We start from the raw sequence: 21,357 nt of genomic DNA, 5'->3' as shown, positions 1-21,357 counted from the left end.
CATAGCCTGTGGCCCATGCCGACCCCGGGTGCGACCGACTACACCGACGACCTGCGCCTCGCGCACCTCCTGGCCGACGACGCCGACTCCATCACCACCGACCGGTTCAAGGCGCTCGACCTGCACGTCATGACCAAGCCGGACCTGACTCCCGTCACCGACGCCGACCAGGCGGTCGAGCAGAGCATCCGCCGTACGCTCTCGCGGGTGCGGTCGCGCGACGCGGTCACCGGCGAGGAGCAGGGCACCAGCGGGCACAGCCAGCGCCGATGGGTGATCGACCCGATCGACGGCACCAAGAACTTCGTCCGCGGCGTGCCGGTCTGGGCCACGCTGATCTCGCTGGTGGTCGACGAGACGGTGGTGCTCGGCGTGGTGTCGGCGCCGCTGCTGCAGCGCCGCTGGTGGGCCTCCCTCGGCAACGGGGCCTGGACCGGTCGTTCGCTGCTGAAGGCGACCCGCTGCCAGGTCTCCGACGTGCGGCGGCTCGAGGACGCGTCGTTCGCCTACTCCTCGCTGTCGGGGTGGGACGAGCGCGGCCGGCTCGAGGACTTCGTGTCGCTCACCCGGCGCTGCTGGCGCACCCGGGCGTACGGCGACTTCTGGTCCTACATGCTGCTCGCCGAGGGCGCCGTCGACCTGGCCGCCGAGCCCGAGCTCGAGGTCTACGACATGGCCGCGCTCGACGTGATCGTCCGGGAGGCCGGCGGCCGCTTCACCTCGCTGGCGGGGACCGACGGGCCGTTCGGCGGCAACGCGCTGGCCTCCAACGGGCACCTGCACGAGGCTGCGCTCGGCTTCCTCGGCACGCTGCCCCACGACGACGACGACCCCGACTCGCGGCCGCACCGGCCCGGCTCGGTCTCCGACCTGCGCGACCGCCGGCCGCGCTGACCGGCGCGCCCGCGTCCCGGCGACCCTGACCCGTCCCTCGTTCCGGTGAGGCGGGCGTGTTCCTGCGCCTCGGGCCGGCCGCGCGAGTAGCGTCGGAGGCACACCCACTCGCACCTGACCAGGCGGAGGTAGCGCGATGCGGATCGGCGACGTACTCAAGGCCAAGCCCCGTCACGACGTGGTCACGATCGCCCCGGACGCCGGGGTGCGTGAGCTGATCGCCCTACTCCACGAGCACAACGTCGGCGCGCTCATCGTCAGCGGCGACGGCAGCACGGTGGAGGGCATCGTCAGCGAGCGCGACGTGGTGCGCCACCTGCACCAGGACGGCACGGTCGTCAACAACACGGTCCGGGCGATCATGACCGCCGAGGTCGAGACCTGCCACCGGGACACCTCTCTGGAGGACCTGATGAAGACCATGACCGAGCACCGGGTGCGGCATGTGCCGGTCGTCGAGGGCGACCGGCTGGTCGGCATCATCAGCATCGGCGACGTGGTCAAGCACCGGATCGACCAGCTGCAGTTCGAGCGCGACCAGCTCGACAACTACCTGCACCGGGCCTGAGCCGCCCCGCGCCGGCAGCTCCACTCCCCCGGTCGCCGGCGACCGGCCCCTCGTTAGGGTGGCCCGACCAACCCCCTGCGAGAGGACAACATGGACAAGCCCGAGATCGACTTCCCCGACTTCGAGCCGCCCGCCGACCTGGTGGTCACCGAGGTCACCGAGGGTGAGGGCGCCGAGGCCACGGCCGGCAGCACCGTCTCGGTCCACTACGTCGGGGTCGCGCACTCCACCGGCGAGGAGTTCGACGCGTCCTACAACCGGGGCGAGCCGCTGCGGTTCCGGCTCGGGGTCGGCCAGGTCATCGCCGGCTGGGACCAGGGCGTCCAGGGCATGAAGGTCGGCGGCCGCCGCCAGCTGGTCATCCCCCCGCACCTCGGGTACGGCGACCGCGGGGCCGGCGGGGTCATCAAGCCCGGCGAGACGCTGATCTTCGTGGTGGACCTGCTCGGCGTGAGCTGAGCGCCACCCCGCTCCCCGGCCCGCTCGGGCTCCGGCCTGTGGGCCGGGAGAGGGCGCCGGGGCGACGCGCCGGGACGTTATCCGGACCGGGGGCTGCGGCCCCCGATTCCTCTGACGTCCCGGCGTTCGTCGTTCGCGGTGTCGTCGTAGGCGCGGCGTCATTGGCGCCGTCGTCGCGCGGCCGGTCTCACCAGGGCAGGTCGTCGCCCGCGGACTCCTCGGCGACGCGGGCCGCCTGCCCGGCCAGGCCGACCACGTCGCCCAGGACCAGCTGCCGGCCGCGCCGGGTCTCGACCTCGCCGTTGACCGTGACCGCGCCGTCGGCGATCAGCGGCTTGGCCTCCGCCCCGGACTCCACCAGGTTGGCCAGCTTCAGGAACTGGCCGAGCCGGATGGAGTCGTCGCGGATCGGGACGTCGAAGGGGGTGCTCACCCGCCCATTGTCGGTCACGGCACCCGGTCCGGCCCACGGGCCCGCCCGGGCGGTGAGCTGTCCACCGATTCCTCGCCGGCGACGGTGGACCACCCACCGCCCGGGCGGAAACGTCAGCCCAGCAGCACCGAGCCGGTGTGGATGAGCACGCCGACCAGGCCGCCGACGATCGTGCCGTTGATGCGGATGAACTGCAGGTCGCGGCCCACGTGCAGCTCGATCTTCCGGGCCGCCTCGCGGCCGTCCCAGCGCTGCACCGTGTGCGTGATGACCGCGGTGATCTCGCGCCCGTAACGGTCCACCGCGAAGACGGCGACATCGGCGGCGAAGCCGTCCAGCCGGTCGCGCAGCTCCTCCTCGGCGTCCAGACGCGTCGCGAACCGGCTCAGCTCGGTCAGCATCCGCTGCCGCACCGCCCCCTCGGGGTCGCCCAGCGAGGTGAGCAGCACGCGGCGCAGCGCGTTCCACAGCGAGATGCTGGACTCGATGACCTGCGGGTGGTCCAGCAGCCGCTCCTTGAGCCGCTCGGTGCGCTCCTGGGTCCCGGGGTCGGAGAGCAGGTCGTGGGCGAGCTGCGCCAGCACCGAGTCGAACGCCTGGCGGGCGTGGTGGCGGGGGTCGTCGCGGATGTCGCCCACCCACCGGACCAGCTCGAGGTGGATGCGCGCGGTGACCGCCTCGTTGAGGCGGGTCGGGGCCCACCACGGCGCCCGCTCGCCGAGGATCTCGATCACGGTCTCGGGGTTGCGCTCCAGCCAGGCGTGCAGCTCGGCCAGCGTCAGGTCGACCAGGCCGTGGTGCAGGTCGTCGCGGACCACCTCCTGCAGCAGCCCGCCCAGCAGCGGGGCGATCGGCTCCTCGCGGAACCGCGGCACCAGCGCCTCGGTGACCAGCTCCGCGATGTGCTCGTCACGGACCTTCGACAGCCCGATCGACGCCACCTCGGAGGCCTCGTCGACCACGCGACGCGCGTGGGCGGGCTCGGAGAGCCACCGACCGACCCGACGCGAGATGGACGCCGCGGCGATCCGGTCGCGGATGATGTCCTCGGCGAGGAAGTTCTCCCCGACGAAGTCCTCGAGGCTGCGACCGAGCTCGTCCTTGCGCCGCGGGATCAGCGCCGTGTGCGGCACCGGCAGCCCGAGCGGGTGGCGGAACAGCGCGGTCACCGCGAACCAGTCGGCGATCGCACCGACCATGGAGGCCTCCGCGCCGCTGTTGACGAAGCCCCAGAACCCGTCCCGGTCCAGGGTGGCGACGTACACCACCGCCGCCAGCGCCAGCAGCGAGACGGCCAGGGTCCGCATCCGGCGCAGGCCGCGCCGGCGGTCCTCGTCGGCGGCCGAGTCCAGCCGGGGACCGCCGGGCGCGGAGGAGGTGCCGGTCGAGGTGCCGGTCGAGGGGCCGGTGGGCAGCGTCGAGGTCATCGCGGCCAAGTGTCCCCCACCCGGGTGACGGGGTGCCGGACCAGGGACCCGGGCGTGCCACAATCCCCGCATGTCCCGGACCGTCATCACCTTCGGCACCTTCGACGTCTTCCACGTCGGCCACCTGAGGGTCATCGAGCGTGCCGCAGCCCTGGGCGACCGGCTGGTCGTCGGCGTCTCCGCCGATGAGCTGAACCTGCGCAAGAAGGGCCGCGAGCCGGTCTTCAGCCAGGCTGAGCGGCTGGCCATCGTCGCCGCGCTCAAGCCGGTCGACGAGGTCTTCGTCGAGGAGAGCCTCGAGCTCAAGCGCGAGTACATCGTGAAGTACGCCGCGGACGTGCTCGTGATGGGCGACGACTGGTCCGGTCGATTCGACGAGTTCCGGGACGTCTGCGAGGTGGTCTACCTGCCGCGGACGCCGGCGATCTCCACCACCGCGCTCATCGAGAAGATCTCCGCGACGGGCTGAGCCCGGACTGGACGGGGCGGTGCCGGCCCGCACCGTTAGGGTGGTCCGGTCCGGCACACTCGACCCGGCTGGGGGAACCCTCGTCATGCGCCGTCCGATCCTCGCCGCCGTCCTCACGGTGGCCGCCGCCCTGTCCGCGATCCCACCGGGCGCGGCCGAGGCTGCGCCCACCGCTCCGGCGGCCCGCCGGGGTGCCGCGGTGGCCGTGGGCGCGCGACTCCCCGACACCTCCTCCCCCCACGCTCGGGCCGCCCTCGCGAGGGCGCAGCAGGTCCTCGCCGGTACGGCCGCCCCAGCCGCCGGGTCCGCCGCCGGGTCCGCCGCCGGGTCCACCCCGCACCGGATCGAGGGGACCCTGGCCATGCGCGACCTCTTCGCGGCGCTGCCCGGCCTCAGCGGCGGGGACCGGCGCCAGGCGCGCGCGGTGCTCGCCCGGCCGACCAACGGCAGCAACGACATCTACGGCGACGGTTACCGCACCAAGGCCAAGCACCGCTGCGCCGGCCACTTCTGCATCCACTGGGTGACCAGGACCTCCGACCGGGCCAGCAACGCGTGGGTCACGCGGACCCTGCGGACCATGAACGACGTGTGGCGGCTGGAGGTGGGCGAGCTCGGCTACCGCCGCCCGGTCCGCGACGGCCACCACGGCGGCAACAACAAGTTCGACGTCTACCTCAAGGACGTCGGCGCCAACTACCTCTACGGCTACTGCGCCCCCGAGTACCTCAAGCCCCACCACGAGCGGGAGGCCTCGGGCTACTGCGTGCTCGACAACGACTTCGCGCGCAGCCAGTTCCGGGCCAGGCCGGTCGACAGCCTGCGGGTGACCGCGGCCCACGAGTTCTTCCACGCCGTGCAGTTCGCCTACGACTACCAGGAGGACCAGTGGCTGATGGAGGCCACCGCCACCTGGATGGAGGAGCGGTTCGCCGACGGCGTCAACGACAACCGGCAGTACCTCAAGTACGGCCAGGTGAACCGGCCCGCCGGCCCGCTGGACTACTTCGACCCACAGGGCTTCAACCAGTACGGCAACTGGCCGTTCTTCGAGTACCTCAGCAGCCACTACGGGCTCAAGACCGTCCGCCAGATCTGGACGAAGGCCGCCGAGGCCCCCGACCGGCGTGGCGGCGGCCTCTACTCCACCCAGGCCGTGGACGCCGTCCTCGCCCGCCGCGGCGGCTTCCCCGAGGTCTTCACGACGTACGCCGCCGGCAACGTCGAGTCCGGGAGGACCTACGCCGAGGGCAGGCACTGGCCCAAGGCGGCGATCACCCGGACCTGGACCCTGCAGCAGGACGCCCCCACCGCCCAGCACACGTTCACGGTCCGCCACATGGCCTCGCGCAACGCCGTGCTGAAGCCCGGCAGGTCGCTGGACGGCGCCGGCTGGAAGGGCAGGATCACGATCGACGGGCCGATCGCGGACAGCCAGCCGCGCGCGTACGTCGTGATCCGCTGGACCCACGGCAAGGACACCCGCGAGGCCATCCCGCTGGACGCCAGCGGTCACGGCGAGCTGAACTTCCCCTTCGGCACCGAGAACGTGCACCGGGTGGCGCTGAGCCTCGTCAACGCCTCGACCCGGTTCGACTGCCAGCAGCAGACGACCTACTCGTGCAGCGGGGACCCGGTCGACGACCACGACCAGTTCGACGTGACGGTCTCGGCCACCCCCGGTTCCTGACCCGCCCGTCGCCGCCGGCCGGTGACGCGGGGCCGGTCAGTGGCGCTGCGGTCGGTCAGTGGCGCTGCGGCGCCCGGGCGGCGTACAGCTGGTCGGGACTGGCGACCCAGCGCCGGCTGCGGCCGGTCGGCGAGGAGCGCCGGTCGAGCTCGTCGAGCAGGGCGGTGCGCACCCGGACGATCCGGGCCTTGGTGGCCAGGTCGGTCGCCTGCTGCAGCGCGAGGTAGCTGGACTCCCACGCGAGCGAGAGGTCGTGGTCGCTGATCCGGGAGGCGAACGCCGGCCGGCTCGGCAGGCCCTGCGCCGCGAACTCGCCGTACCGGTGCTGGAACCAGGCCACGCACCGGGGCGCGGCGACGAGGAACAGCAGGATCGGCACCAGCCCACCGGGTCCCAGCGGAGCGAGCAGCCCGACCGCGGCCGGGACACCGACCCCGGCCCGGGCCGCCCAGGCGCAGATCCAGGCCGGACCGCCGCCGTCCTCGGCGGCGTAGAGGTACGCGTAGAGCGCGCCGATGCCGGCCATCGGGATCCCGACCGCCAGCACCTGCGCGACGCCCAGCCGGGCCATGGCGAGGGGCAGGCCGATCGCCACCAGGATCAGCGCGGTGGTGCCCCACCACAGGCGATAGGTCCTCATGGCAGCCTCTTCACGACAGGGACAGGGACGACACCAGGTCCAGGACGACCCGGACGGCCTGGACCATGACCTGGCCGACGGCGAAGCTCAGCGACAAGGCGAGCACCACCAGACAGCCCATCGTGAGGACGGTGAGGGCCACGGGACGACGCTCGCCGAAGCTCGGGCGACCCGTCCGGCCGCGTCGGTCCAGCGGGTCGGGCAGGTAACGGGGTCCGGCGGACAGGTCAGCGGTCATGGTCGGCACCTCCTCGAGGCCTACCGTCCTGCCCCCGGGCCGCCCGCGGTCAGGGCCGGAGGTCCCCGCCGCGCGGTGCCGTGGTCCCCGCTGACCCGGGGTCGGCCCCGCGGGCCGCCCGGTTCGTCCCGGTGGTGCGCGCGCACGTGTGTGAGCCCACAAACGTGGCGCAAACATCGCGACGAGGGCCTTTCGTCACTGTGCTGGACCGCGTCCGCCGGGTTGGCTTCTGGCATGGCCGTCCGCCCCCTGTCCGTCGAGCCTCCTGCCCAAGACGCCCGCGCTCCGATCCTCGTCGCCGTCGACGACGAGGCGGTGCCCGCGCTCGCCTACGCCGTGCCGGCGGCGCGCCGAGCCGGTTGCGGGCTCCACCTCCTGCACGTCATCCCTCCCGGCGCATCACCCCAGGCCTGCGACCGCGGCGAGCGGTTGCTCCAGGCCGTCGCCGTGAGCGCCTCGGCCATGGCCGAGGGACTGCGCGTCACCACCGAGCTCGCGCATGCCGCACCGGTCACCGAGGCGATCCTGCGGCGCGCCACCGGCGCTCGACAGCTCGTGCTGCAGTGCCGAGACGAGCGCGAGGACAGCACCTGTGCGCGGCTCGCCTGCCACGCCCCCTGTCCCGTCGTGCTCGTCCCCCGCCCCGGCGCCCGGGAGGTCGCGTCTCCGCCGCCGGCCCGGTTCGAGGTCGCACCCGCGGTGCCGGAGGCCCTGCCGTGACCAGGTCGCGGGCGGTGGGCAGCGACGTCGTGGTCGGGGTCGACGGGTCGCCCGACAGCCTCCGGGCGCTGCGCTGGGCGGTCGAGGTGGCCGCGAGCCGCGGCTGGTCGGTCGAGGTCGTGACCGCCTGGCCCCACGACGCCCCGGTGTTCCTGCACGACGTGCCGGGGCACTACAGCGACGCGCGGGAGCGAGCCCGGAGCGCCCAGCAGCGGGTGGTCGGCGAGGTCACGTCCGGTCGCGCGGCCCCGCCGAGGATGAGCCTCACCCTGGAGAACGCCCGGCCCGAGCGGCTGCTGGCCGAGCGGTCGCACGACAGCCGGCTGCTGGTCCTGGGCGCGACCGGCCGCCACGGCCTGGCCGACCGGTGCCGTGAGCGGGGCACCTGCCCGGTCGCGGTCGTCCGCGAGGCCGGCGAGCCCGAGGTGCTGCCCGCGCTGGCGCCCGCCCGGGGATGATGCGCGCCTGGTCGGTGGCGACCCCGGCCCCCATCACGAGCCGACCGGTCGCGCTGGGCGAGCGCGAGGTGCCGGAGGCGGGCGCCGGTGAGGTGCGGATCCGGGTGCGCGCCTGCGGCGTCTGCCGCACCGACCTGCACCTCGTCGAGGGCGACCTGGCCCCGCGACGTCCCGGGGTCGTCCCGGGGCACCAGGCCGTCGGCGTGGTGGACCGCAGCGGGCCCGGGGCAGCACGGTTCGCGCTCGGTGACCGGGTCGGCGTCGCCTGGCTGCGCCGGACCTGCGGGCGCTGCCGCTGGTGCCGCAGCGGCGCCGAGAACCTGTGCCCCCGCTCGGAGTACACCGGGTGGGACGCCGACGGCGGGTTCGCCGAGTACGTCGTTGCCCCGGAGGCCTTCGTGCACCGGCTTCCCGAGGGCTACGACGACGTCCACGCCGCGCCGCTGCTCTGCGCCGGGATCATCGGCTACCGGGCGCTGGCCCGGGCGGCGCTGCCACCGGGCGGCCGACTCGGGCTCTACGGCTTCGGTTCGAGCGCGCACCTGACCGCCCAGGTCGCCCGGGCCGCTGGCGCCGAGCTCTACGTGATGACCCGCGGCGCCCGGAACCGGGCCCTGGCCGAGGAAGTTGGCGCCAGTTTCGTCGGTGACGCCGCGGCCCGGCCGCCCGTGCCGCTGGACTCGGCGATCGTCTTCGCCCCCGCCGGCGAGCTGGTCCCGGTCGCCCTCGAGGCGCTCGAGCGTGGTGGCACGCTGGCGCTCGCCGGCATCCACATGACCGAGGTGCCGGCGCTCGACTACCAACGGCACCTCTTCGGCGAGCGGGACCTGCGCACGGTCACCGCCAACACCCGTCGCGACGCCGATGAGCTGCTGCGGCTGGCCGACCGGCTGCCGCTGCAGGTGCACGCCACGGCGTATCCGTTCGACCAGACCGACCGCGCTCTGGCCGACCTGGCCGCGGGTGCGGTCAGCGGCTCGCTCGTCGTGACCCTGCCCTGACCGGCTCCGGTCAGAACATCACCATCGACTCGGGCGTCGTGGTGTCGGAGGTGCTGTGGTGGTGCCGGCGTCGGATGCCGTGGGCGTCGGTCGGGTTGGCGAGCAGCACCGGGCACCCGGCGTCGCGCAGCACGGCACGGGCGACGGGACCGAGGTGGGAGCCGAACGGCACCAGCGGGTCGTGCCGTCCGACCACCAGCAGCGTCGACTCCCGCCCCGCGTCCAGCAGCGCGTCGGCCGGATGGGCGTGGCGGGCCTCGATCTCGACGGGGACCCCGCGGACGGCGTCCCCGAGGCCCGCGACCACCGCCTGGATCTCCTCCCGCGCGCGGTCGGCCCACGCGGCGTTCTCGACCCGGCTGGTGATGACGTCGTCGTAGACGCTGGGGAACCACCAGGTGTGCAGCACGTGCAGGGACCCGTCGCGGGACCGGGCCTCGGCGGCGGCCGTGGCGACCACGGGCGCACACCGGCCCGGGACGTCGACGCCGACCGTGACCACCGGCCGCCCATGGTTGCGCTCCACCGCCGCCTCCGACCAGCCGGCCGGCACCGACACCACCGGCACGTGCGCGTGCGAGGCCACCCCGCTGGAGATCGAGCGGGTCACGCTGCGGATCACCCGGGAGACGTCGCGCCGTTGCATGACGACCGCCCGGGCGGTGCCCTCGGTGGCCTCCAGCAGGGTCGACACGACCGGGCCCCGGAGCAGCGCGCTGGTCAGGGGGGCCCGCCCCCCGAGGAGGTCGCCGGCCCGCTCGACCGCCGCCTGCAGCAGGTCGTGCCCGACCTGGTCGACCTCGGTGTAGTCCAGGAGGGCCGACTCCGGGCCCGTGGGACCGGGGTGGAGGACGTGGATCAGGTGCAGCCCGCACCCCTCGCGCAGGGCCTGCTGCGCGGCGTACTCCAGGGCACTGTCGGCGGGCTGGTTGCCGACGGCGACGACGACCGGCCTCGCGGTCGACGGCGTGGCGTCGGGCCCGGACTCGGCCTCGGACTCGGACTGGGCCATGGCAGACCTCCTGAACGGGTGAGAGTGCCCCCACCCTCACCCCGGCCACCCGGATGCCCAAGGGACGAACGTCCGCCGCTGAGCGGTCCGAGGCCCCTGCGTGCACCCCCGCGCACCCGGGAGGCTGGGGGCGACGACGTCCCCGACCGGAGAGGCTGCGATGCGAGCGCTGCGCCTGAAGTCCTGGAAGAGCGAGCCCGTCCTCGAGGACCTGCCGGTCCCCGACCCCGGTCCCGGGGAGGTCCGCGTCCAGGTCGGGGCCGCCGGCGCCTGCCACTCCGACCTGCACCTGATGCACGACTTCGAGGCGGGCCAGCTGCCCTGGGACCCGCCGTTCACGCTGGGTCACGAGAACGCCGGCTGGGTGCACGCGGTGGGCGCCGGCGTCCGGGACCTCGAGCCGGGCCAGCCCGTGGCCGTGGTCGGTGCCTGGGGGTGCGGCACCTGTGCCCGGTGCCGGGACGGGCTCGAGACCTACTGCGAGCGCCCCGACCTCGCCCCGGTCCGCAGCGGTGGCGGTGGCCTCGGGCTGGACGGCGGCATGGCCGAGTTCCTGCTGGTCCCGGCCGCGCGGCACGTGGTCCCGCTGCCGGACGGGCTGGACCCGGTGGCCGCCGCGCCGCTCACCGACGCCGGGCTCACGCCGTACCACGCCATCCGCCGCTCCAACGCCAAGCTGGTCCCGGGCGCGACCGCGGTGGTCATCGGCGTGGGCGGCCTCGGCCACCTGGGGGTGCAGATCCTGCGGGCCACCACCGCCGCGCGGATCGTCGCCGTGGACGCCCGGGAGGCGGCCCGGGACCTCGCGCTGTCCTCGGGAGCCGAGCTGGCCCTCCCGCCCGGCGAGCAGCTCGTCGACCAGGTCCGGGAGTTCACCGGCGGCGTCGGCGCTGACGTCGTCCTCGACTTCGTCGGCTCCGACGACACCCTCGCCGCGGCCGCGCACTGCGTCCGTCAGCTCGGCGACCTCACCCTGGTCGGCATCGCCGGCGGCACGCTGCCGGTCTCGTTCTTCTCGTTGCCCTACGAGGCGAGCGTGCAGACGACGTACTGGGGCAACCGGCGCGAGCTGGCCGAGGTGCTCGACCTGGCCGCCCGCGGACTGCTGCACGCCGAGTCCGAGCTCTACACGCTGGAGGACGCCGCCCAGGCCTACCTCGACCTGCGGCACGGCACCGTGCGCGGCCGGGCCGTGGTGGTGCCGCACGACAGCTACCGCCCGTGACCACACCGCAGACCAGGGCCGCAGTCCAGGGGCCGCAGACCAGGGCCGTGACCGCGCGCAGCCAACCGAGAGGACCGGGAGCATGACCACCAACAAGGCCGTCGTGGTGTTCGAGTCGATGTTCGGCAACACCGAGAAGCTCTCGCGCGAGGTCGGCGACGGGCTCGCCTCCGACGGGTGGCAGGTCGTGCTCGCCGACGTCAGGCACGTGCGCCCGGAGGACCTCGCGGGGTGTCGCCTGCTGGTGCTCGGGGCGCCCACGCACGCGTTCACGCTCAGCAGGCCCAGCACCCGCGCGGACGCCGTACGCCAGGGGGCACCGGAGTCCCGGGCGGAGCTGGGCGTCCGTGAGTGGCTGACCTCCCTCGACGTGCTGTTCCCGGTCGTGGGCGCGCGACCGAGCGTCGCGGTCTTCGACACCCGCGCCGACCGCGCGCAGCACTGGCCGGGCTCGGCGGCGCGCAAGACCGCGCGCGTGCTGCGCTCGCACGGCTTCCCCGTCCTCGACCGCCCGGTCAGCTTCTACGTCAAGGACGTCAAGGGGCCACTCGTCGACGGCGAGCGCGAGCGCGCTCGGGCCTGGTCACAGCACCTGCTCGAGCTGCTGCGCGCCGAGACGGCCCGCTCGGCCTGAGCGGACCGCCGCCGGTCACGGCTCCTCGATGACGTGGACGGCGGCCTCCTCCGCGCTCGCACCGGCGCCGTCGATGCCCTCGTCCTCGGCCACCAGCCCGTCGTGGTCCTCGTGGGTGCCCTCGTCGGGAGCGAGCAGCCGCCCGGCTCGCTCGTCGCCCACCTCACCGCCGACCGGCCCGTCCACGACGTCCGCGTCCCGCTCGTCGTCAGCCTGCTCCCAGACCTCCGGCTCCTCCTGGCGGAGCCGCTCGTCGAGCGTCTCGCCCTCGATCTCCTCCAGGGGCGTCACACCCTTCGCGGTGACCCCGCGTGGCCGCTCGGCGGGCGAGATGCCCTCGTCAAGCACGTCGTCCACCCCCCGGTCGTCGAGGGTGTCCTGGGGCTGCAGCTGGTCTTCGCTCATGTCTCTCCGGTTGCCGCCGGGTGGGCCGTTCAAACCCGTGGGTGGGGTCACGTTGTCCGGGGTCGATGCGGAATGGCGACCAACCGCAGAAATCCGGCCCGCCGTCCTGCAGCCTCCCACCATTCACCACCCCGACCCGCCCACCGGGGCTGAGCCCGACCGCGCGACCCCGGGGGGGGTGGGATCACCTCGTCCCGGGTCGATGCGGAATGGCGACCAACCGCAGAAATCCGGCCCGCCGCCCTGCAGCCTCCCACCATTCACCACCCCGACCCGCCCACCGGGGCTGAGCCCGACCGCGCGACCCCGGGGGGGGGTGGGACCACCTCGTCCCCGGGTCGATGCGGAATGGCGACCAACCGCAGAAATCCGGCCCGCCGCCCTGCAGCCTCCCACCATTCACCACCCCGACCGGCCCCCGGCCGGCCACAGCCCCCTGCCAGCCTCAGGTCACCGCACGACGACGGCGTGCTCGCCGGCCGGCACCAGCTCCCCGATCACGGGGTGGCCGGGCAGCTCGCCGGCGACCAGGAGGCCACCGGAGGTCTGGGCGTCGGCGAGGAGCAGCAGCTCCTCCTCCGTGACCGAGCCGGAGGTGGCGACGTGCGGGCGGACCCAGTCCAGGTTGCGCCGGCTCCCGCCGGGCACGAAGCCCTCGGCCAGCGAGGGGCGCGCGGCTTCGAGGTAGGGCACCGCGGCCGCGTCGAGGACGGCGGAGACGCCGCTGGCCCGGCAGAGCTTGTACAGGTGCCCGAGCAGGCCGAAGCCGGTCACGTCGGTGGCGCAGGTGTGGCCGGCGCGGCGGGCGGCGAGCGAGGCGTCCCGGTTCAGGGCGGTCATCGTGGCGACGGCGTCCGCGAACACCTCGCCGGTCGCCTTGTGCCGGTTGTTGAGGATGCCGAGGCCGAGCGGCTTGGTCAGCGTCAGCGGCACCCCCGCGACGCCCGCGTCGTTGCGCAGCAGCCGGGCGGGATCGGCGATCCCGGTGACCGCGAGCCCGTACTTCGGCTCCGGGTCGTCGATGCTGTGCCCGCCGGCCAGGTGGCAGCCGGCCTCGGCGCACACCGCCGCTCCCCCGCGCAGCACCTCCGCGGCCAGCTCGAACGGGATCCGGTCGCGCGGCCAGGCCAGCAGGTTCACCGCGACCACGGGGTCGCCGCCCATCGCGTAGACGTCGGAGAGCGCGTTCGCCGCGGCGATGCGCCCCCAGTCGTAGGCGTCGTCGACGACCGGGGTGAAGAAGTCCGCGGTCGCCACCACCGCCCGGTCCTCCTGGATGCGTACGACGGCACCGTCGTCGCCGTTCTCGAGCCCCACCAGGAGGTCGTCGCCGGAGGCGCCGCCGAGCCCGGCCAGCACCCGCTCGAGCTCGCCCGGCGGGACCTTGCAGGCGCATCCCCCGCCCGAGGCGTACTGCGTCAGGCGGACCGTCCCGGCCAGGGCCCTCATCTGGTCACTCGTCACGTGCTGCTCCCCTCGCTCGACCCGCTCCAGCATGCCCGCCGGCCGGTGAGGGTATCGACGCGGGGGTGAGGTCCGGCGCTCGGCCGCCGGACCGCCCAGGACCTGCTGAGGGCGGCCCCTCCACCGAACGGTGGCGACCCGCGCCGCCCACCGCCCGGCGGCTCAGGCAGTGGGGCTGCTCGACCCCGTGACCCCGCCCGTGACCTTGCGCTGCTCGGCCGCGCGCTTCTCCAGCCGCTCGCGCTGCGGCACCACGACGTACTTCGGGTCGCGGGCCGAGGCCAGGCCGGCCTCGAAGATCCCGAAGCGGAGCGTCACCGAGCCCGCGACGTAGGCCGCACCGGCGACGGCGCGCGCGAACCGGGACCGGCGTCCCAGCAGCGAGAGCCCGACCCCGGTGACGGTGAGCGCGCGGGCCGTCTTCATCAGCCGGCCGGACTTCCCCTGCTCGTAGGGCTCGGCCAGCATCCCGAGGCGGCGGTTCATCAGCTCCACCCCGGCGAGGTCGATCGCGGCTCCGGCCAGCGCCATCCGCTTCGCCGGCCCGCTCTGCGAGACCGGCGCGAGCGCCATCGCCAGCCCGCCGGCCGCGGCGGCCCCGGAGCCGCCGAAGATGAACGGCATCTCCCGGTGCCCCTCGTGCCAGGCCGGGACGGCGGTGTTCGTGATCAACGCCGCGGTGTAGGTCGCCAGCGGCGGCCCGAACGCAGCGGCGCCGACGCCGGAGAGCCGGCCGAGCCGCGGGAGCCGGCCGGTCAGGTGCGAGCCGAGGGCAGCGGTCGACAGGGCCGAGAACGGCGCGAGGATGAACGACCCGACCGAGAGCGGTGAGGTGATCTTGAAGACCCGCAACATGTTGAGGAACCGCTCGGGACGCCCGAGGTCGTGGACCAGGAAGACCGTGCCGATCCCGGCACCGGCCGCGGCCGCACCGCGGGCGACCCGCTCCAGGGCAGGCAGGTCCTGCAGCGCGGCCCCCTCCGCGAGCAGCGACGAGCCGCCGGCCAGCCCTCCGAGGAAGAGGTAGAGCGGCACGTCGGGCGTCTTCCACGTCGGCGTCTTGAGGATCTGGCGCCCGTAGTAGGACTCGAACTCCGCCTCCGGCACCATCGGCGTCTCGCCGCGGCCACCGCCGCCTCCACCGCGCGGGCTCATCGGCGCCTCACTTCTTCCTCCCGAGGAACGACGCGACCCCGACCCCGACGAGGGTGGCCGCCGCCGCTCCGACGTGCTTCCAGATCGACCCGAGGTCCCGGGTGGTGACCACGGGGTCGGGCGGCAGGCCGTAGACCTCCGGCTCGTCGAGCAGCAGGAAGAACGCCCCGTCGCCGCCGACGCCGTCGTTCGGGTCCGCGCCGTAGAGGCGGGCCACGTCGACGCCCTTGGCGTGCAGCTCCGCGACCCGCTGGTCGGCACGCTCGCGCAGCTCGCTCAGCTCGCCGAACTGGATCGACTCCGTGGGGCACGCCTTCGCACAGGCCGGGGACTCCCCCACCTTGAGCCGGTCGTAGCACAGCGTGCACTTGAACGCCCGACCGTCCTCCTTGCGCAGGTCGATCACGCCGTAGGGGCACGCCGAGACGCAGTAGCCGCACCCGTTGCAGACGTCGGGCTGCACGACCACGGTGCCGAACTCGGTCCGGAACAGCGCACCGGTGGGACACACGTCGAGGCAGGCGGCGTGGGTGCAGTGCTTGCACACGTCCGAGGACATCAGCCAGCGCACGCCGTCCGCACCCGACGCGGTCGCCTGGTCGTCGCCGGCCGGGGCCGGCGGGCCCATGCCGGGCATGCCCAGCTCGGTGGCCGCGCCGCCGCCGGCCGGTGCGGTGACAGGCTGCTCGACGAACGCCACGTGCCGCCAGGTGCTCGCGCCGAGCGCCTCGGTGTTGTCGTAGGACATGCCGGTGAGCAGGTAGCCGTCCTCGGGGACGTCGTTCCACTCCTTGCACGCCACCTCGCAGGCCTTGCAGCCGATGCAGACCGAGGTGTCGGTGAAGAACCCCATCCGGGGCGGGTGCGCGTCGTAGCCGGCGTCGCGCTGGACGTCGTCCAGCGGACCCCACAACGAGCGGTCGAGGGAGCTGGTCACCGGTCGGTCCCTCCGTCGGTCGGATCGGTCATGTCGATGCCTGCACGCCGCCGGTAGTCCTCGACGTACGTCGTGAGCGCCGGCCCGCGCGGACGCCGGCCCGGCCGGATGTCACAGGTGCCCACCTTGTCCTGGATGTAGACGTTGGGGTCCATCGTCACGTTGACCAGGTCGTTGGGCGAGTCGCCCTGCGTGATGCCGTTGCGCCCCCAGTGGTACGGCAGGCCGACCTGCTCGACCCACTGGTCGCCCAGCCGCAGCGAGCGCAGCCGCTCGGTCACCAGCACCCGCGCCTCGATCGCCGTGCGACCGGTCACGATCGTCGCCCAGCCGCCGTGCTCGAGCCCGCGCTCGGCCGCCAGCCGCGGCGAGACCTCGCAGAACGGCTCGGGCTGCAGCTCGGTGAGGTACGGCAGGGTCCGGCTCATGCCGCCCGCGGTGTGGTGCTCGGTCAGCCGGTAGCTGGTGAACACGTACGGGAACACCTCGCTGAAGCTGGGGTTGATCGGGTTCGACGCATCGGACAGCTTGCGCCGCGAGGGGTTGTTCTGCTGCCCGTAGAGCGGGTTGCGCACCGGCGACTCCGGCGGCTCGTAGTGCGTGGGCAGCGGGCCGTCGGCCACCCCCAGCGGCGCGTAGAGCCACGCCTTGCCGTCGGTCTGCATGACGAACGGGTCCTTGCCGCCGATCGCGTCGGGGCCCCGGGCGTCGTCCGGCGGCACGTAGTCCGGAGGACGGTCCACGATGAAGTCGGGCACGTCGGAACCGGTCCACTTGCCGGCCTCCGCGTCCCACCAGACGTACTTCTTCCGCTCGCTCCACGGGGTGCCGTCCGGGGCCGCCGAGGCGCGGTTGTAGATGATCCGGCGGTTCGCCGGCCACACCCACCCCCACTCGGAGGCCACGTAGTCCTGCTCCCAGTGCGGCTTGCGGCGCCGGGCCTGGTTGACCTCGTCGGCGTAGACCCCGCAGTAGATCCAGCAGCCGCAGGCCGTGGACCCGTCGTCCTTGAGCTCGGTGTACGCCGACAGCGCGCTGCCGTCCGGCCCGGTGCCGTTGATCTCGCGCAGCACCGCGTGGCCGTCGGTCTCCCCGTCCTCGGTCATCGGGTAGTCCCAGACCAGGTCGAGCAGCGGCCGGTCCATCTCGTCGGTGGAGCCCGCCAGCTTCGCCCGGATCCGCTTGCCCAGCTCGTGGTAGAAGTCCAGCTCGCTGCGGCAGTCCCCCGGCGGCTCGACGGCCTTGTCGCGCCACTGGAGCATCCGCTGGGTCTGGGTGAACGAGCCCGCCTTCTCCACGTGCGAGGCCGCGGGGAGGAAGAAGATCTCGGTGCCGATCTCCTCGGTGACCAGTTCCCCGGTCTCGATCTCGGGGCCGTCCTTCCAGAACGTCGCCGACTCGATCATCTGCAGATCCCGGACCACCAGCCAGTCGAGGTTGGCCATGCCGAGCCGCTGCATCTTGCCGTTGGCCGAGCCCACCGCCGGGTTCTCCCCGACCACGAAGTAGCCCTTGCAGCCGCCGTCGATCATCGACTTCACCGTGGTGTACGTCGACGCGTCGCCGGTCAGCCGCGGCAGGTAGTCGAAGCAGAACTCGTTCTCCGGCGTGGCCGCGTCGCCCCAGTAGGACTTCAGCAGGCTGACCATGTACGACTTCATGTTCCCCCAGAAGCCGGTCGCGCCGGCGTCGGAGGCGACGTACTCCTCGAGGTCGTGGTGCATTCCCGCATGGGGCATCGGCAGGTAGCCCGGCAGGATGTTGAACAGCGTCGGGATGTCGGTCGAGCCCTGGATGCTGGCGTGCCCGCGCAGCGCCATGATGCCGCCGCCCGGCCGGCCGATGTTGCCCAGCAGCGTCTGCAGGATCGCGGCGGAGCGGATCATCTGCGCGCCGACGGTGTGGTGGGTCCAGCCCACGGCGTAGCAGAACGCACCGGTGCGCTCCCGGCCGCTGTTGGAGGTCAGCGCGTCGGCGACCGCCCGGAACTGCTCGGGGCTGATGCCGCACACCTCCTGCACCATCTCGGGGGTGTAGCGGGCGAAGTGGCGCTTGAGGATCTGGAAGACGCACCGCGGGTGCTGCAGGGTCTCGTCGCGGATCGGCTTGTTGGCCAGGGCGGGGCCGCCGGAGCCGTGCGACTCCGACTTCGCCGCCTCGTGCGCCGACTTGTGGTTGTCCTGTTCGGCCCCCGGGTCCGGCTCCTCGTCCGGGCCGGCGTCCTGGGCGGGGTCTCGCTGGCCGGCCGACGGCGCGGCCTTGGCCCCTTCGTACTGCCAGGTCTTCGGGTCGTAGTGGTTGCGCTCGGAGTCGAACCCGGAGAACAGCCCGTCGAGCTCCTCGGTGTCCTGGAAGTCCTCATCGACGATCGAGGCCGCGTTGGTGTACGCCACGACGTACTCACGGAAGTCGAGGTCGTTGCTGAGCACGTGGTTGATCAGGGCACCCAGGAACGCGATGTCGGACCCGGCCCGGATCGGGACGTGCAGGTCCGCCACCGCCGAGGTCCGGGTGAACCGCGGGTCGACGTGGATGATCGTGGCGCCGCGGCGCTTGGCCTCCATCACCCACTGGAAGCCCACGGGGTGGGCCTCCGCCATGTTGGAGCCCTCGATCAGGATGCAGTCAGCGTTCTGCAGGTCCTGGAGGAAGCTGGTGGCACCACCACGGCCGAACGAGGTTCCCAGACCGGGAACCGTGGAGGAGTGTCAAATACGGGCCTGGTTCTCGATCTGGATCGCACCCATCGCCGTGTAGAGCTTCTTCATGAGGTAGTTCTCCTCGTTGTCGAGGGTCGCTCCTCCGAGGCTGGCGATGCCAGTGGTCCGGCGGGTACGACGGCCTTGGTCGTCCTCCCACTCCCAGAACTGCTTGCGGGTCTCGATGACGCGGTCCGCGATCATGTCCATCGCGGTGTCGAGCTCGAGGTCCTCCCACTCGGTGCCGTGCGGGCGCCGGTAGCGGACCTTGGTGACGCGGGTCGGCGAGGTGACCAGCTGCTTGCTGGCGCTGCCCTTGGGGCACAGCCGGCCGCGCGAGATCGGGCTGGCCGGGTTGCCCTCGATCTGGGTGACCTGGCCGTCCTTGACGTAGACCTTCTGCGCGCAGCCCACGGCGCAGAACGGGCAGACGGAGTCCACGACCTTGTCGGCCTCGACCGTCCGGGGCGAGAGGTGCTCGCTGCGGGGGGACATCGCCGCGCTGCCGCGGCCCAACCGGTCCTCGCCGGTGGCCTGGCGAACCAACGGCCAGGAACCGATGAACGTCTTGACACCCACCTGGTCAGTCCTCCGTCCGATCCAGCCGGGCCGATGTCCGGGCTGCTGGTTCTCACCGTAACCACACCACGGCGATCCAAACCCGACCGGGTCGAGATTTGTCTGCGCCCGCGCAGAAACCCCGCGCAGAGACCCACGCAGAGCCCGGGCAGAACTATGTCGGCGCGCCGTCGGGACGGGCGACCCTACGGCGCTCCCCCGCACCCGCTAGGTTTCTCCGCGGAGGCGTTTCTCGTCTGGTGACGGGCGCGGTCCTCAAAACCGTAGGGGCCCGGTATCCGGGTCCGGCGGGTTCGATTCCCGTCCGCCTCCGCCAACGGATCCTGAGTGCCGAAGGAGTCGCCCATGGGCGCCGGCCACGACCACGGGAGCGTCGGCCTCGCCGATCACCGGGGCCGCCTGGTCACCGTCCTCGCCATCACGATCACCGTGCTGGTGGTCGAGGTCGTCGGGGCGGTCGTCTCCGGGAGCCTCGCGCTGCTCGCGGATGCCGGGCACATGCTCACCGACGTCGCCGGCCTGACGATGGCGGTGCTCGCGGCCGCGCTCGCCCGCCGGCCCGCCACCGACGAGCGGACCTGGGGCTACCGGCGGGCCGAGGTGCTGGCCGCCGCCGCGCAGGCCGCCGTACTCCTCACCGTCGGGCTGTTCGTGCTGGTCGAGGGCGTCAAGCGGCTCCTGGCCCCGCCCGAGGTCGCGCCCACGGCGATGGTCGTCTTCGGCGTCGTCGGGCTGGTCGGCAACCTGATCAGCCTCGTGGTGCTGCTGGGAGGCCGCGGCGCCGACCTGAACATGCGCGCGGCCTTCCTCGAGGTGCTCAACGACGCACTCGGCTCGGTCGCCGTGCTGCTGGCCGCGGCCGTCATCGCCCTCACCGGCTGGCTGCGCGCCGACGCGGTCGCCTCGTTGGTGATCGGCGTGCTGATCATCCCCCGGACGGTGCGGCTGCTGCGCGACAGTGTGGACGTGCTGCTGGAGTCGACGCCCAAGGGACTCGAGCTGACCGAGGTGCGGCAGCGGATGCTCTCCCTGGCCCACGTCCACGACGTGCACGACCTGCACGCCAGCCAGGTCGCGACCGGGCTTCCGGTGCTCACCGCCCATGTCGTCGTCGACGACTCCTGCTTCCTCGACGGCCACCTCGGCCCGATGCTCGACGAGCTGCAGCACGTCCTGGACACCGACTTCGACGTCGAGCACTCGACGATCCAGTTCGAGCCCGCCTCGCACGCCGACCACGAGCACGCCACCCACGCCTGAGCAGTCCACGCCCGAGAAGTCCACGCCCGAGAGGCCCACGTCTGAGAGGGGGGTGAGGCGGACGTACCGAAGGACCCGTCTCCTGGCCGCCCTGGCCCTCGCGGTCGCCGGTGCCGCGGCCGTGGCGACCACGCCCGCGGAAGCCCCCTCCCCCGGCCTGGACTACGTTGCGCTGGGCGACTCCTACAGTGCCGGCCCGCTCATCCCGCGGCAGCGCCTGGAGGCGGGCCTGTGCCTGCGCTCGGACCACAACTACCCCTCCCTGCTGGCCCGGCGGCTGCACGTGACGTCGTTCCGGGACGTGACCTGCACCGGTGCCGAGAGCAAGGACCTGTCCCGGCCGGTGCACACCGGTCTTCCCGGGCCGCCGTCCCCGCCGCAGCTCGCCGCGCTGGACCGCGGCACCGACCTGGTGACGCTGGGCATCGGCGGCAACGACGACGGGTTGTTCTCCGCGCTGTTCCGCACCTGCCCCCGCCTGGCCCGCCGCGACCCCGACGGGGCCCCCTGCCGCGACGCCTACACCGACGACGACGGCACCGACGAGCTCGCCGCGAAGGTGGACCACGTGCGGGCGCACCTGCGGACGCTGCTGCGCCGGATCCGCGCCCGGGCGCCGAAGGCCGAGGTGTGGGTCGTCGGCTACCCGCGGGTGCTGCCGGCCGACGGCACCTGCCGGGCGATCCCGCTCGCCGCCGGGGACTACCGGTGGGCGGACCGGATCGAGCGCACCCTCAACACCGCCCTGCAGTCGACGGCGGCGCTCGACGGCGCCCACTTCGCCGACACCTACGCCGCCTCGACCGGGCACGACGCCTGCGCGGGGCCGGACGCGTGGATCAACGGCTCGGTCGAGAGCCTGCGCCGGGCCGCGGCGTACCATCCGCTGCGCTCCGGCATGGAGGCCGAGGCCCGGTTGCTGCAGGGGCTGATCGGCACCGGCGACGGGGCGGCACCGGCGCTCGGCGCCTCCGGCTAGAGTCCCGGAAC

Annotated in this window: 22 protein-coding genes, 1 tRNA gene and 1 pseudogene; 13 read left to right on the top strand and 11 right to left on the bottom strand. The window is 73.5% G+C overall.

Annotation, left to right across the window (positions count from 1 at the left end; translation table 11 throughout):
- Window positions 1-15 precede the first annotated feature (15 nt).
- The 3 genes from hisN to BJZ21_RS06365 all read left to right on the top strand — a co-directional run bounded on the left by hisN (window position 16) and on the right by BJZ21_RS06365 (window position 1,921).
- Entirely contained in the window at window positions 16-894 is an 879-nt protein-coding gene (hisN, locus tag BJZ21_RS06375; RefSeq protein WP_179662974.1) for a histidinol-phosphatase, read from the top strand.
- A gap of 136 nt (window positions 895-1,030) precedes the next feature.
- A complete protein-coding gene (locus BJZ21_RS06370; RefSeq protein WP_179662973.1) occupies window positions 1,031-1,462 on the top strand; it encodes a CBS domain-containing protein in 432 nt (143 codons plus the stop codon).
- Window positions 1,463-1,552: 90 nt separating this feature from the next.
- The gene (locus BJZ21_RS06365; RefSeq protein WP_179662972.1) at window positions 1,553-1,921 is read left to right on the top strand and encodes an FKBP-type peptidyl-prolyl cis-trans isomerase; all 369 of its coding nucleotides are present in this window, start codon (window positions 1,553-1,555) and stop codon (window positions 1,919-1,921) included.
- Window positions 1,922-2,108: 187 nt separating this feature from the next.
- On the opposite strand, the gene BJZ21_RS20865 is transcribed toward BJZ21_RS06365, so the two are convergent.
- Both BJZ21_RS20865 and BJZ21_RS06355 read right to left on the bottom strand, forming a co-directional pair.
- Window positions 2,109-2,354 (bottom strand): RNA-binding S4 domain-containing protein, encoded by a 246-nt coding sequence (locus BJZ21_RS20865; protein WP_179662971.1) that lies wholly within the window; start codon window positions 2,352-2,354, stop codon window positions 2,109-2,111.
- A gap of 113 nt (window positions 2,355-2,467) precedes the next feature.
- Window positions 2,468-3,781, bottom strand: coding sequence for a DUF445 domain-containing protein (locus BJZ21_RS06355; RefSeq protein ID WP_218851343.1), 1,314 nt, complete (start codon window positions 3,779-3,781; stop codon window positions 2,468-2,470).
- Window positions 3,782-3,851: 70 nt separating this feature from the next.
- Here BJZ21_RS06355 and BJZ21_RS06350 point away from each other — a divergent pair, with 70 nt between their 5' ends.
- On the top strand, window positions 3,852-4,250 hold the full coding sequence (locus BJZ21_RS06350; RefSeq protein WP_179662970.1) for an FAD synthase family protein: 399 nt from the start codon (window positions 3,852-3,854) through the stop codon (window positions 4,248-4,250).
- A gap of 85 nt (window positions 4,251-4,335) precedes the next feature.
- Window positions 4,336-5,940 carry an MXAN_6640 family putative metalloprotease gene (locus tag BJZ21_RS06345; protein WP_179662969.1) on the top strand — a complete coding sequence of 535 codons (1,605 nt, stop codon included), beginning with the start codon at window positions 4,336-4,338 and terminating at the stop codon, window positions 5,938-5,940.
- A 55-nt stretch (window positions 5,941-5,995) separates the two neighbouring features.
- Here BJZ21_RS06345 and BJZ21_RS06340 read toward each other — a convergent pair whose 3' ends face one another.
- Both BJZ21_RS06340 and BJZ21_RS06335 read right to left on the bottom strand, forming a co-directional pair.
- Window positions 5,996-6,580: a hypothetical protein gene (locus tag BJZ21_RS06340; protein ID WP_179662968.1), complete on the bottom strand. Its 585-nt coding sequence runs from the start codon at window positions 6,578-6,580 to the stop codon at window positions 5,996-5,998.
- 10 nt (window positions 6,581-6,590) lie between these two features.
- A complete protein-coding gene (locus BJZ21_RS06335) occupies window positions 6,591-6,818 on the bottom strand; it encodes a hypothetical protein (RefSeq protein ID WP_179662967.1) in 228 nt (75 codons plus the stop codon).
- 234 nt (window positions 6,819-7,052) lie between these two features.
- Here BJZ21_RS06335 and BJZ21_RS06330 point away from each other — a divergent pair, with 234 nt between their 5' ends.
- From BJZ21_RS06330 to BJZ21_RS06320, 3 genes are read left to right on the top strand one after another with little or no spacing between them, the layout of a single operon-like run.
- Window positions 7,053-7,538 (top strand): universal stress protein, encoded by a 486-nt coding sequence (locus BJZ21_RS06330; protein WP_179662966.1) that lies wholly within the window; start codon window positions 7,053-7,055, stop codon window positions 7,536-7,538.
- On the top strand, window positions 7,535-7,996 hold the full coding sequence (locus BJZ21_RS06325) for a universal stress protein (RefSeq protein ID WP_179662965.1): 462 nt from the start codon (window positions 7,535-7,537) through the stop codon (window positions 7,994-7,996). The genes BJZ21_RS06330 and BJZ21_RS06325 overlap by 4 nt, the downstream gene beginning before the upstream one ends.
- A gap of 14 nt (window positions 7,997-8,010) precedes the next feature.
- On the top strand, window positions 8,011-8,997 hold the full coding sequence (locus BJZ21_RS06320) for a zinc-dependent alcohol dehydrogenase family protein (protein WP_343051992.1): 987 nt from the start codon (window positions 8,011-8,013) through the stop codon (window positions 8,995-8,997).
- Between the two features lie 10 nt (window positions 8,998-9,007).
- On the opposite strand, the gene BJZ21_RS06315 is transcribed toward BJZ21_RS06320, so the two are convergent.
- Window positions 9,008-10,009 (bottom strand): universal stress protein, encoded by a 1,002-nt coding sequence (locus tag BJZ21_RS06315; protein ID WP_179662964.1) that lies wholly within the window; start codon window positions 10,007-10,009, stop codon window positions 9,008-9,010.
- A 160-nt stretch (window positions 10,010-10,169) separates the two neighbouring features.
- Here BJZ21_RS06315 and BJZ21_RS06310 point away from each other — a divergent pair, with 160 nt between their 5' ends.
- Together BJZ21_RS06310 and BJZ21_RS06305 are read left to right on the top strand one after the other, a co-directional pair.
- On the top strand, window positions 10,170-11,234 hold the full coding sequence (locus tag BJZ21_RS06310; RefSeq protein ID WP_179662963.1) for an NAD(P)-dependent alcohol dehydrogenase: 1,065 nt from the start codon (window positions 10,170-10,172) through the stop codon (window positions 11,232-11,234).
- Between the two features lie 82 nt (window positions 11,235-11,316).
- Complete coding sequence (locus BJZ21_RS06305; RefSeq protein ID WP_179662962.1) at window positions 11,317-11,868, top strand: flavodoxin family protein; 552 nt, start codon at window positions 11,317-11,319, stop codon at window positions 11,866-11,868.
- Window positions 11,869-11,883: 15 nt separating this feature from the next.
- On the opposite strand, the gene BJZ21_RS06300 is transcribed toward BJZ21_RS06305, so the two are convergent.
- From BJZ21_RS06300 to BJZ21_RS21960, 6 genes and pseudogenes are all read right to left on the bottom strand, one after another.
- Window positions 11,884-12,273: a DUF5709 domain-containing protein gene (locus BJZ21_RS06300; protein ID WP_179662961.1), complete on the bottom strand. Its 390-nt coding sequence runs from the start codon at window positions 12,271-12,273 to the stop codon at window positions 11,884-11,886.
- A gap of 450 nt (window positions 12,274-12,723) precedes the next feature.
- A complete protein-coding gene (gene selD / locus BJZ21_RS06295) occupies window positions 12,724-13,722 on the bottom strand; it encodes a selenide, water dikinase SelD (RefSeq protein WP_179665547.1) in 999 nt (332 codons plus the stop codon).
- A 177-nt stretch (window positions 13,723-13,899) separates the two neighbouring features.
- Window positions 13,900-14,892 carry an NrfD/PsrC family molybdoenzyme membrane anchor subunit gene (nrfD, locus tag BJZ21_RS06290; protein ID WP_179662960.1) on the bottom strand — a complete coding sequence of 331 codons (993 nt, stop codon included), beginning with the start codon at window positions 14,890-14,892 and terminating at the stop codon, window positions 13,900-13,902.
- 7 nt (window positions 14,893-14,899) lie between these two features.
- Window positions 14,900-15,829 (bottom strand): 4Fe-4S dicluster domain-containing protein, encoded by a 930-nt coding sequence (locus tag BJZ21_RS06285; RefSeq protein WP_343051991.1) that lies wholly within the window; start codon window positions 15,827-15,829, stop codon window positions 14,900-14,902.
- Window positions 15,826-18,525: pseudogene (gene fdh, locus BJZ21_RS06280) on the bottom strand (formate dehydrogenase); the annotation flags it as partial. The gene BJZ21_RS06285 and the pseudogene fdh, both read right to left, overlap by 4 nt.
- A gap of 12 nt (window positions 18,526-18,537) precedes the next feature.
- Window positions 18,538-19,107 carry a hypothetical protein gene (locus tag BJZ21_RS21960; RefSeq protein WP_484549382.1) on the bottom strand — a complete coding sequence of 190 codons (570 nt, stop codon included), beginning with the start codon at window positions 19,105-19,107 and terminating at the stop codon, window positions 18,538-18,540.
- Between the two features lie 221 nt (window positions 19,108-19,328).
- Here BJZ21_RS21960 and BJZ21_RS06270 point away from each other — a divergent pair.
- From BJZ21_RS06270 to BJZ21_RS20860, 3 genes are all read left to right on the top strand, one after another.
- Window positions 19,329-19,423, top strand: a tRNA-Sec gene (locus tag BJZ21_RS06270).
- A 29-nt stretch (window positions 19,424-19,452) separates the two neighbouring features.
- Window positions 19,453-20,367 carry a cation diffusion facilitator family transporter gene (locus BJZ21_RS06265; RefSeq protein ID WP_179662959.1) on the top strand — a complete coding sequence of 305 codons (915 nt, stop codon included), beginning with the start codon at window positions 19,453-19,455 and terminating at the stop codon, window positions 20,365-20,367.
- A 52-nt stretch (window positions 20,368-20,419) separates the two neighbouring features.
- The gene (locus tag BJZ21_RS20860; RefSeq protein WP_343051989.1) at window positions 20,420-21,346 is read left to right on the top strand and encodes an SGNH/GDSL hydrolase family protein; all 927 of its coding nucleotides are present in this window, start codon (window positions 20,420-20,422) and stop codon (window positions 21,344-21,346) included.
- Window positions 21,347-21,357: the final 11 nt, after the last annotated feature.

Origin of the sequence: Nocardioides panaciterrulae (assembly GCF_013409645.1) — a bacterium.
In the GTDB taxonomy this organism is placed as follows: domain Bacteria; phylum Actinomycetota; class Actinomycetes; order Propionibacteriales; family Nocardioidaceae; genus Nocardioides; species Nocardioides panaciterrulae.
This window is presented reverse-complemented; position numbering and strand designations above follow the sequence as displayed.

What these genes read in the sequence shown, in the direction of transcription:
- BJZ21_RS06310 (WP_179662963.1), top strand. Translation starts at nt 10,170, where the DNA reads ATGCGAGCGCTGCGCCTGAAGTCCTGGAAGAGCGAGCCCGTCCTCGAG.
- BJZ21_RS06330 (WP_179662966.1), top strand. Translation starts at nt 7,053, where the DNA reads ATGGCCGTCCGCCCCCTGTCCGTCGAGCCTCCTGCCCAAGACGCCCGC.
- BJZ21_RS06335 (WP_179662967.1), bottom strand. Translation starts at nt 6,818, where the DNA reads ATGACCGCTGACCTGTCCGCCGGACCCCGTTACCTGCCCGACCCGCTG.
- nrfD (WP_179662960.1), bottom strand. Translation starts at nt 14,892, where the DNA reads ATGAGCCCGCGCGGTGGAGGCGGCGGTGGCCGCGGCGAGACGCCGATG.
- BJZ21_RS06350 (WP_179662970.1), top strand. Translation starts at nt 3,852, where the DNA reads ATGTCCCGGACCGTCATCACCTTCGGCACCTTCGACGTCTTCCACGTC.
- BJZ21_RS06300 (WP_179662961.1), bottom strand. Translation starts at nt 12,273, where the DNA reads ATGAGCGAAGACCAGCTGCAGCCCCAGGACACCCTCGACGACCGGGGG.
- BJZ21_RS06305 (WP_179662962.1), top strand. Translation starts at nt 11,317, where the DNA reads ATGACCACCAACAAGGCCGTCGTGGTGTTCGAGTCGATGTTCGGCAAC.
- selD (WP_179665547.1), bottom strand. Translation starts at nt 13,722, where the DNA reads ATGAGGGCCCTGGCCGGGACGGTCCGCCTGACGCAGTACGCCTCGGGC.
- hisN (WP_179662974.1), top strand. Translation starts at nt 16, where the DNA reads ATGCCGACCCCGGGTGCGACCGACTACACCGACGACCTGCGCCTCGCG.
- BJZ21_RS06265 (WP_179662959.1), top strand. Translation starts at nt 19,453, where the DNA reads ATGGGCGCCGGCCACGACCACGGGAGCGTCGGCCTCGCCGATCACCGG.
- BJZ21_RS06355 (WP_218851343.1), bottom strand. Translation starts at nt 3,781, where the DNA reads ATGACCTCGACGCTGCCCACCGGCCCCTCGACCGGCACCTCGACCGGC.
- BJZ21_RS06345 (WP_179662969.1), top strand. Translation starts at nt 4,336, where the DNA reads ATGCGCCGTCCGATCCTCGCCGCCGTCCTCACGGTGGCCGCCGCCCTG.
- BJZ21_RS06340 (WP_179662968.1), bottom strand. Translation starts at nt 6,580, where the DNA reads ATGAGGACCTATCGCCTGTGGTGGGGCACCACCGCGCTGATCCTGGTG.
- BJZ21_RS06365 (WP_179662972.1), top strand. Translation starts at nt 1,553, where the DNA reads ATGGACAAGCCCGAGATCGACTTCCCCGACTTCGAGCCGCCCGCCGAC.
- BJZ21_RS06370 (WP_179662973.1), top strand. Translation starts at nt 1,031, where the DNA reads ATGCGGATCGGCGACGTACTCAAGGCCAAGCCCCGTCACGACGTGGTC.
- BJZ21_RS06315 (WP_179662964.1), bottom strand. Translation starts at nt 10,009, where the DNA reads ATGGCCCAGTCCGAGTCCGAGGCCGAGTCCGGGCCCGACGCCACGCCG.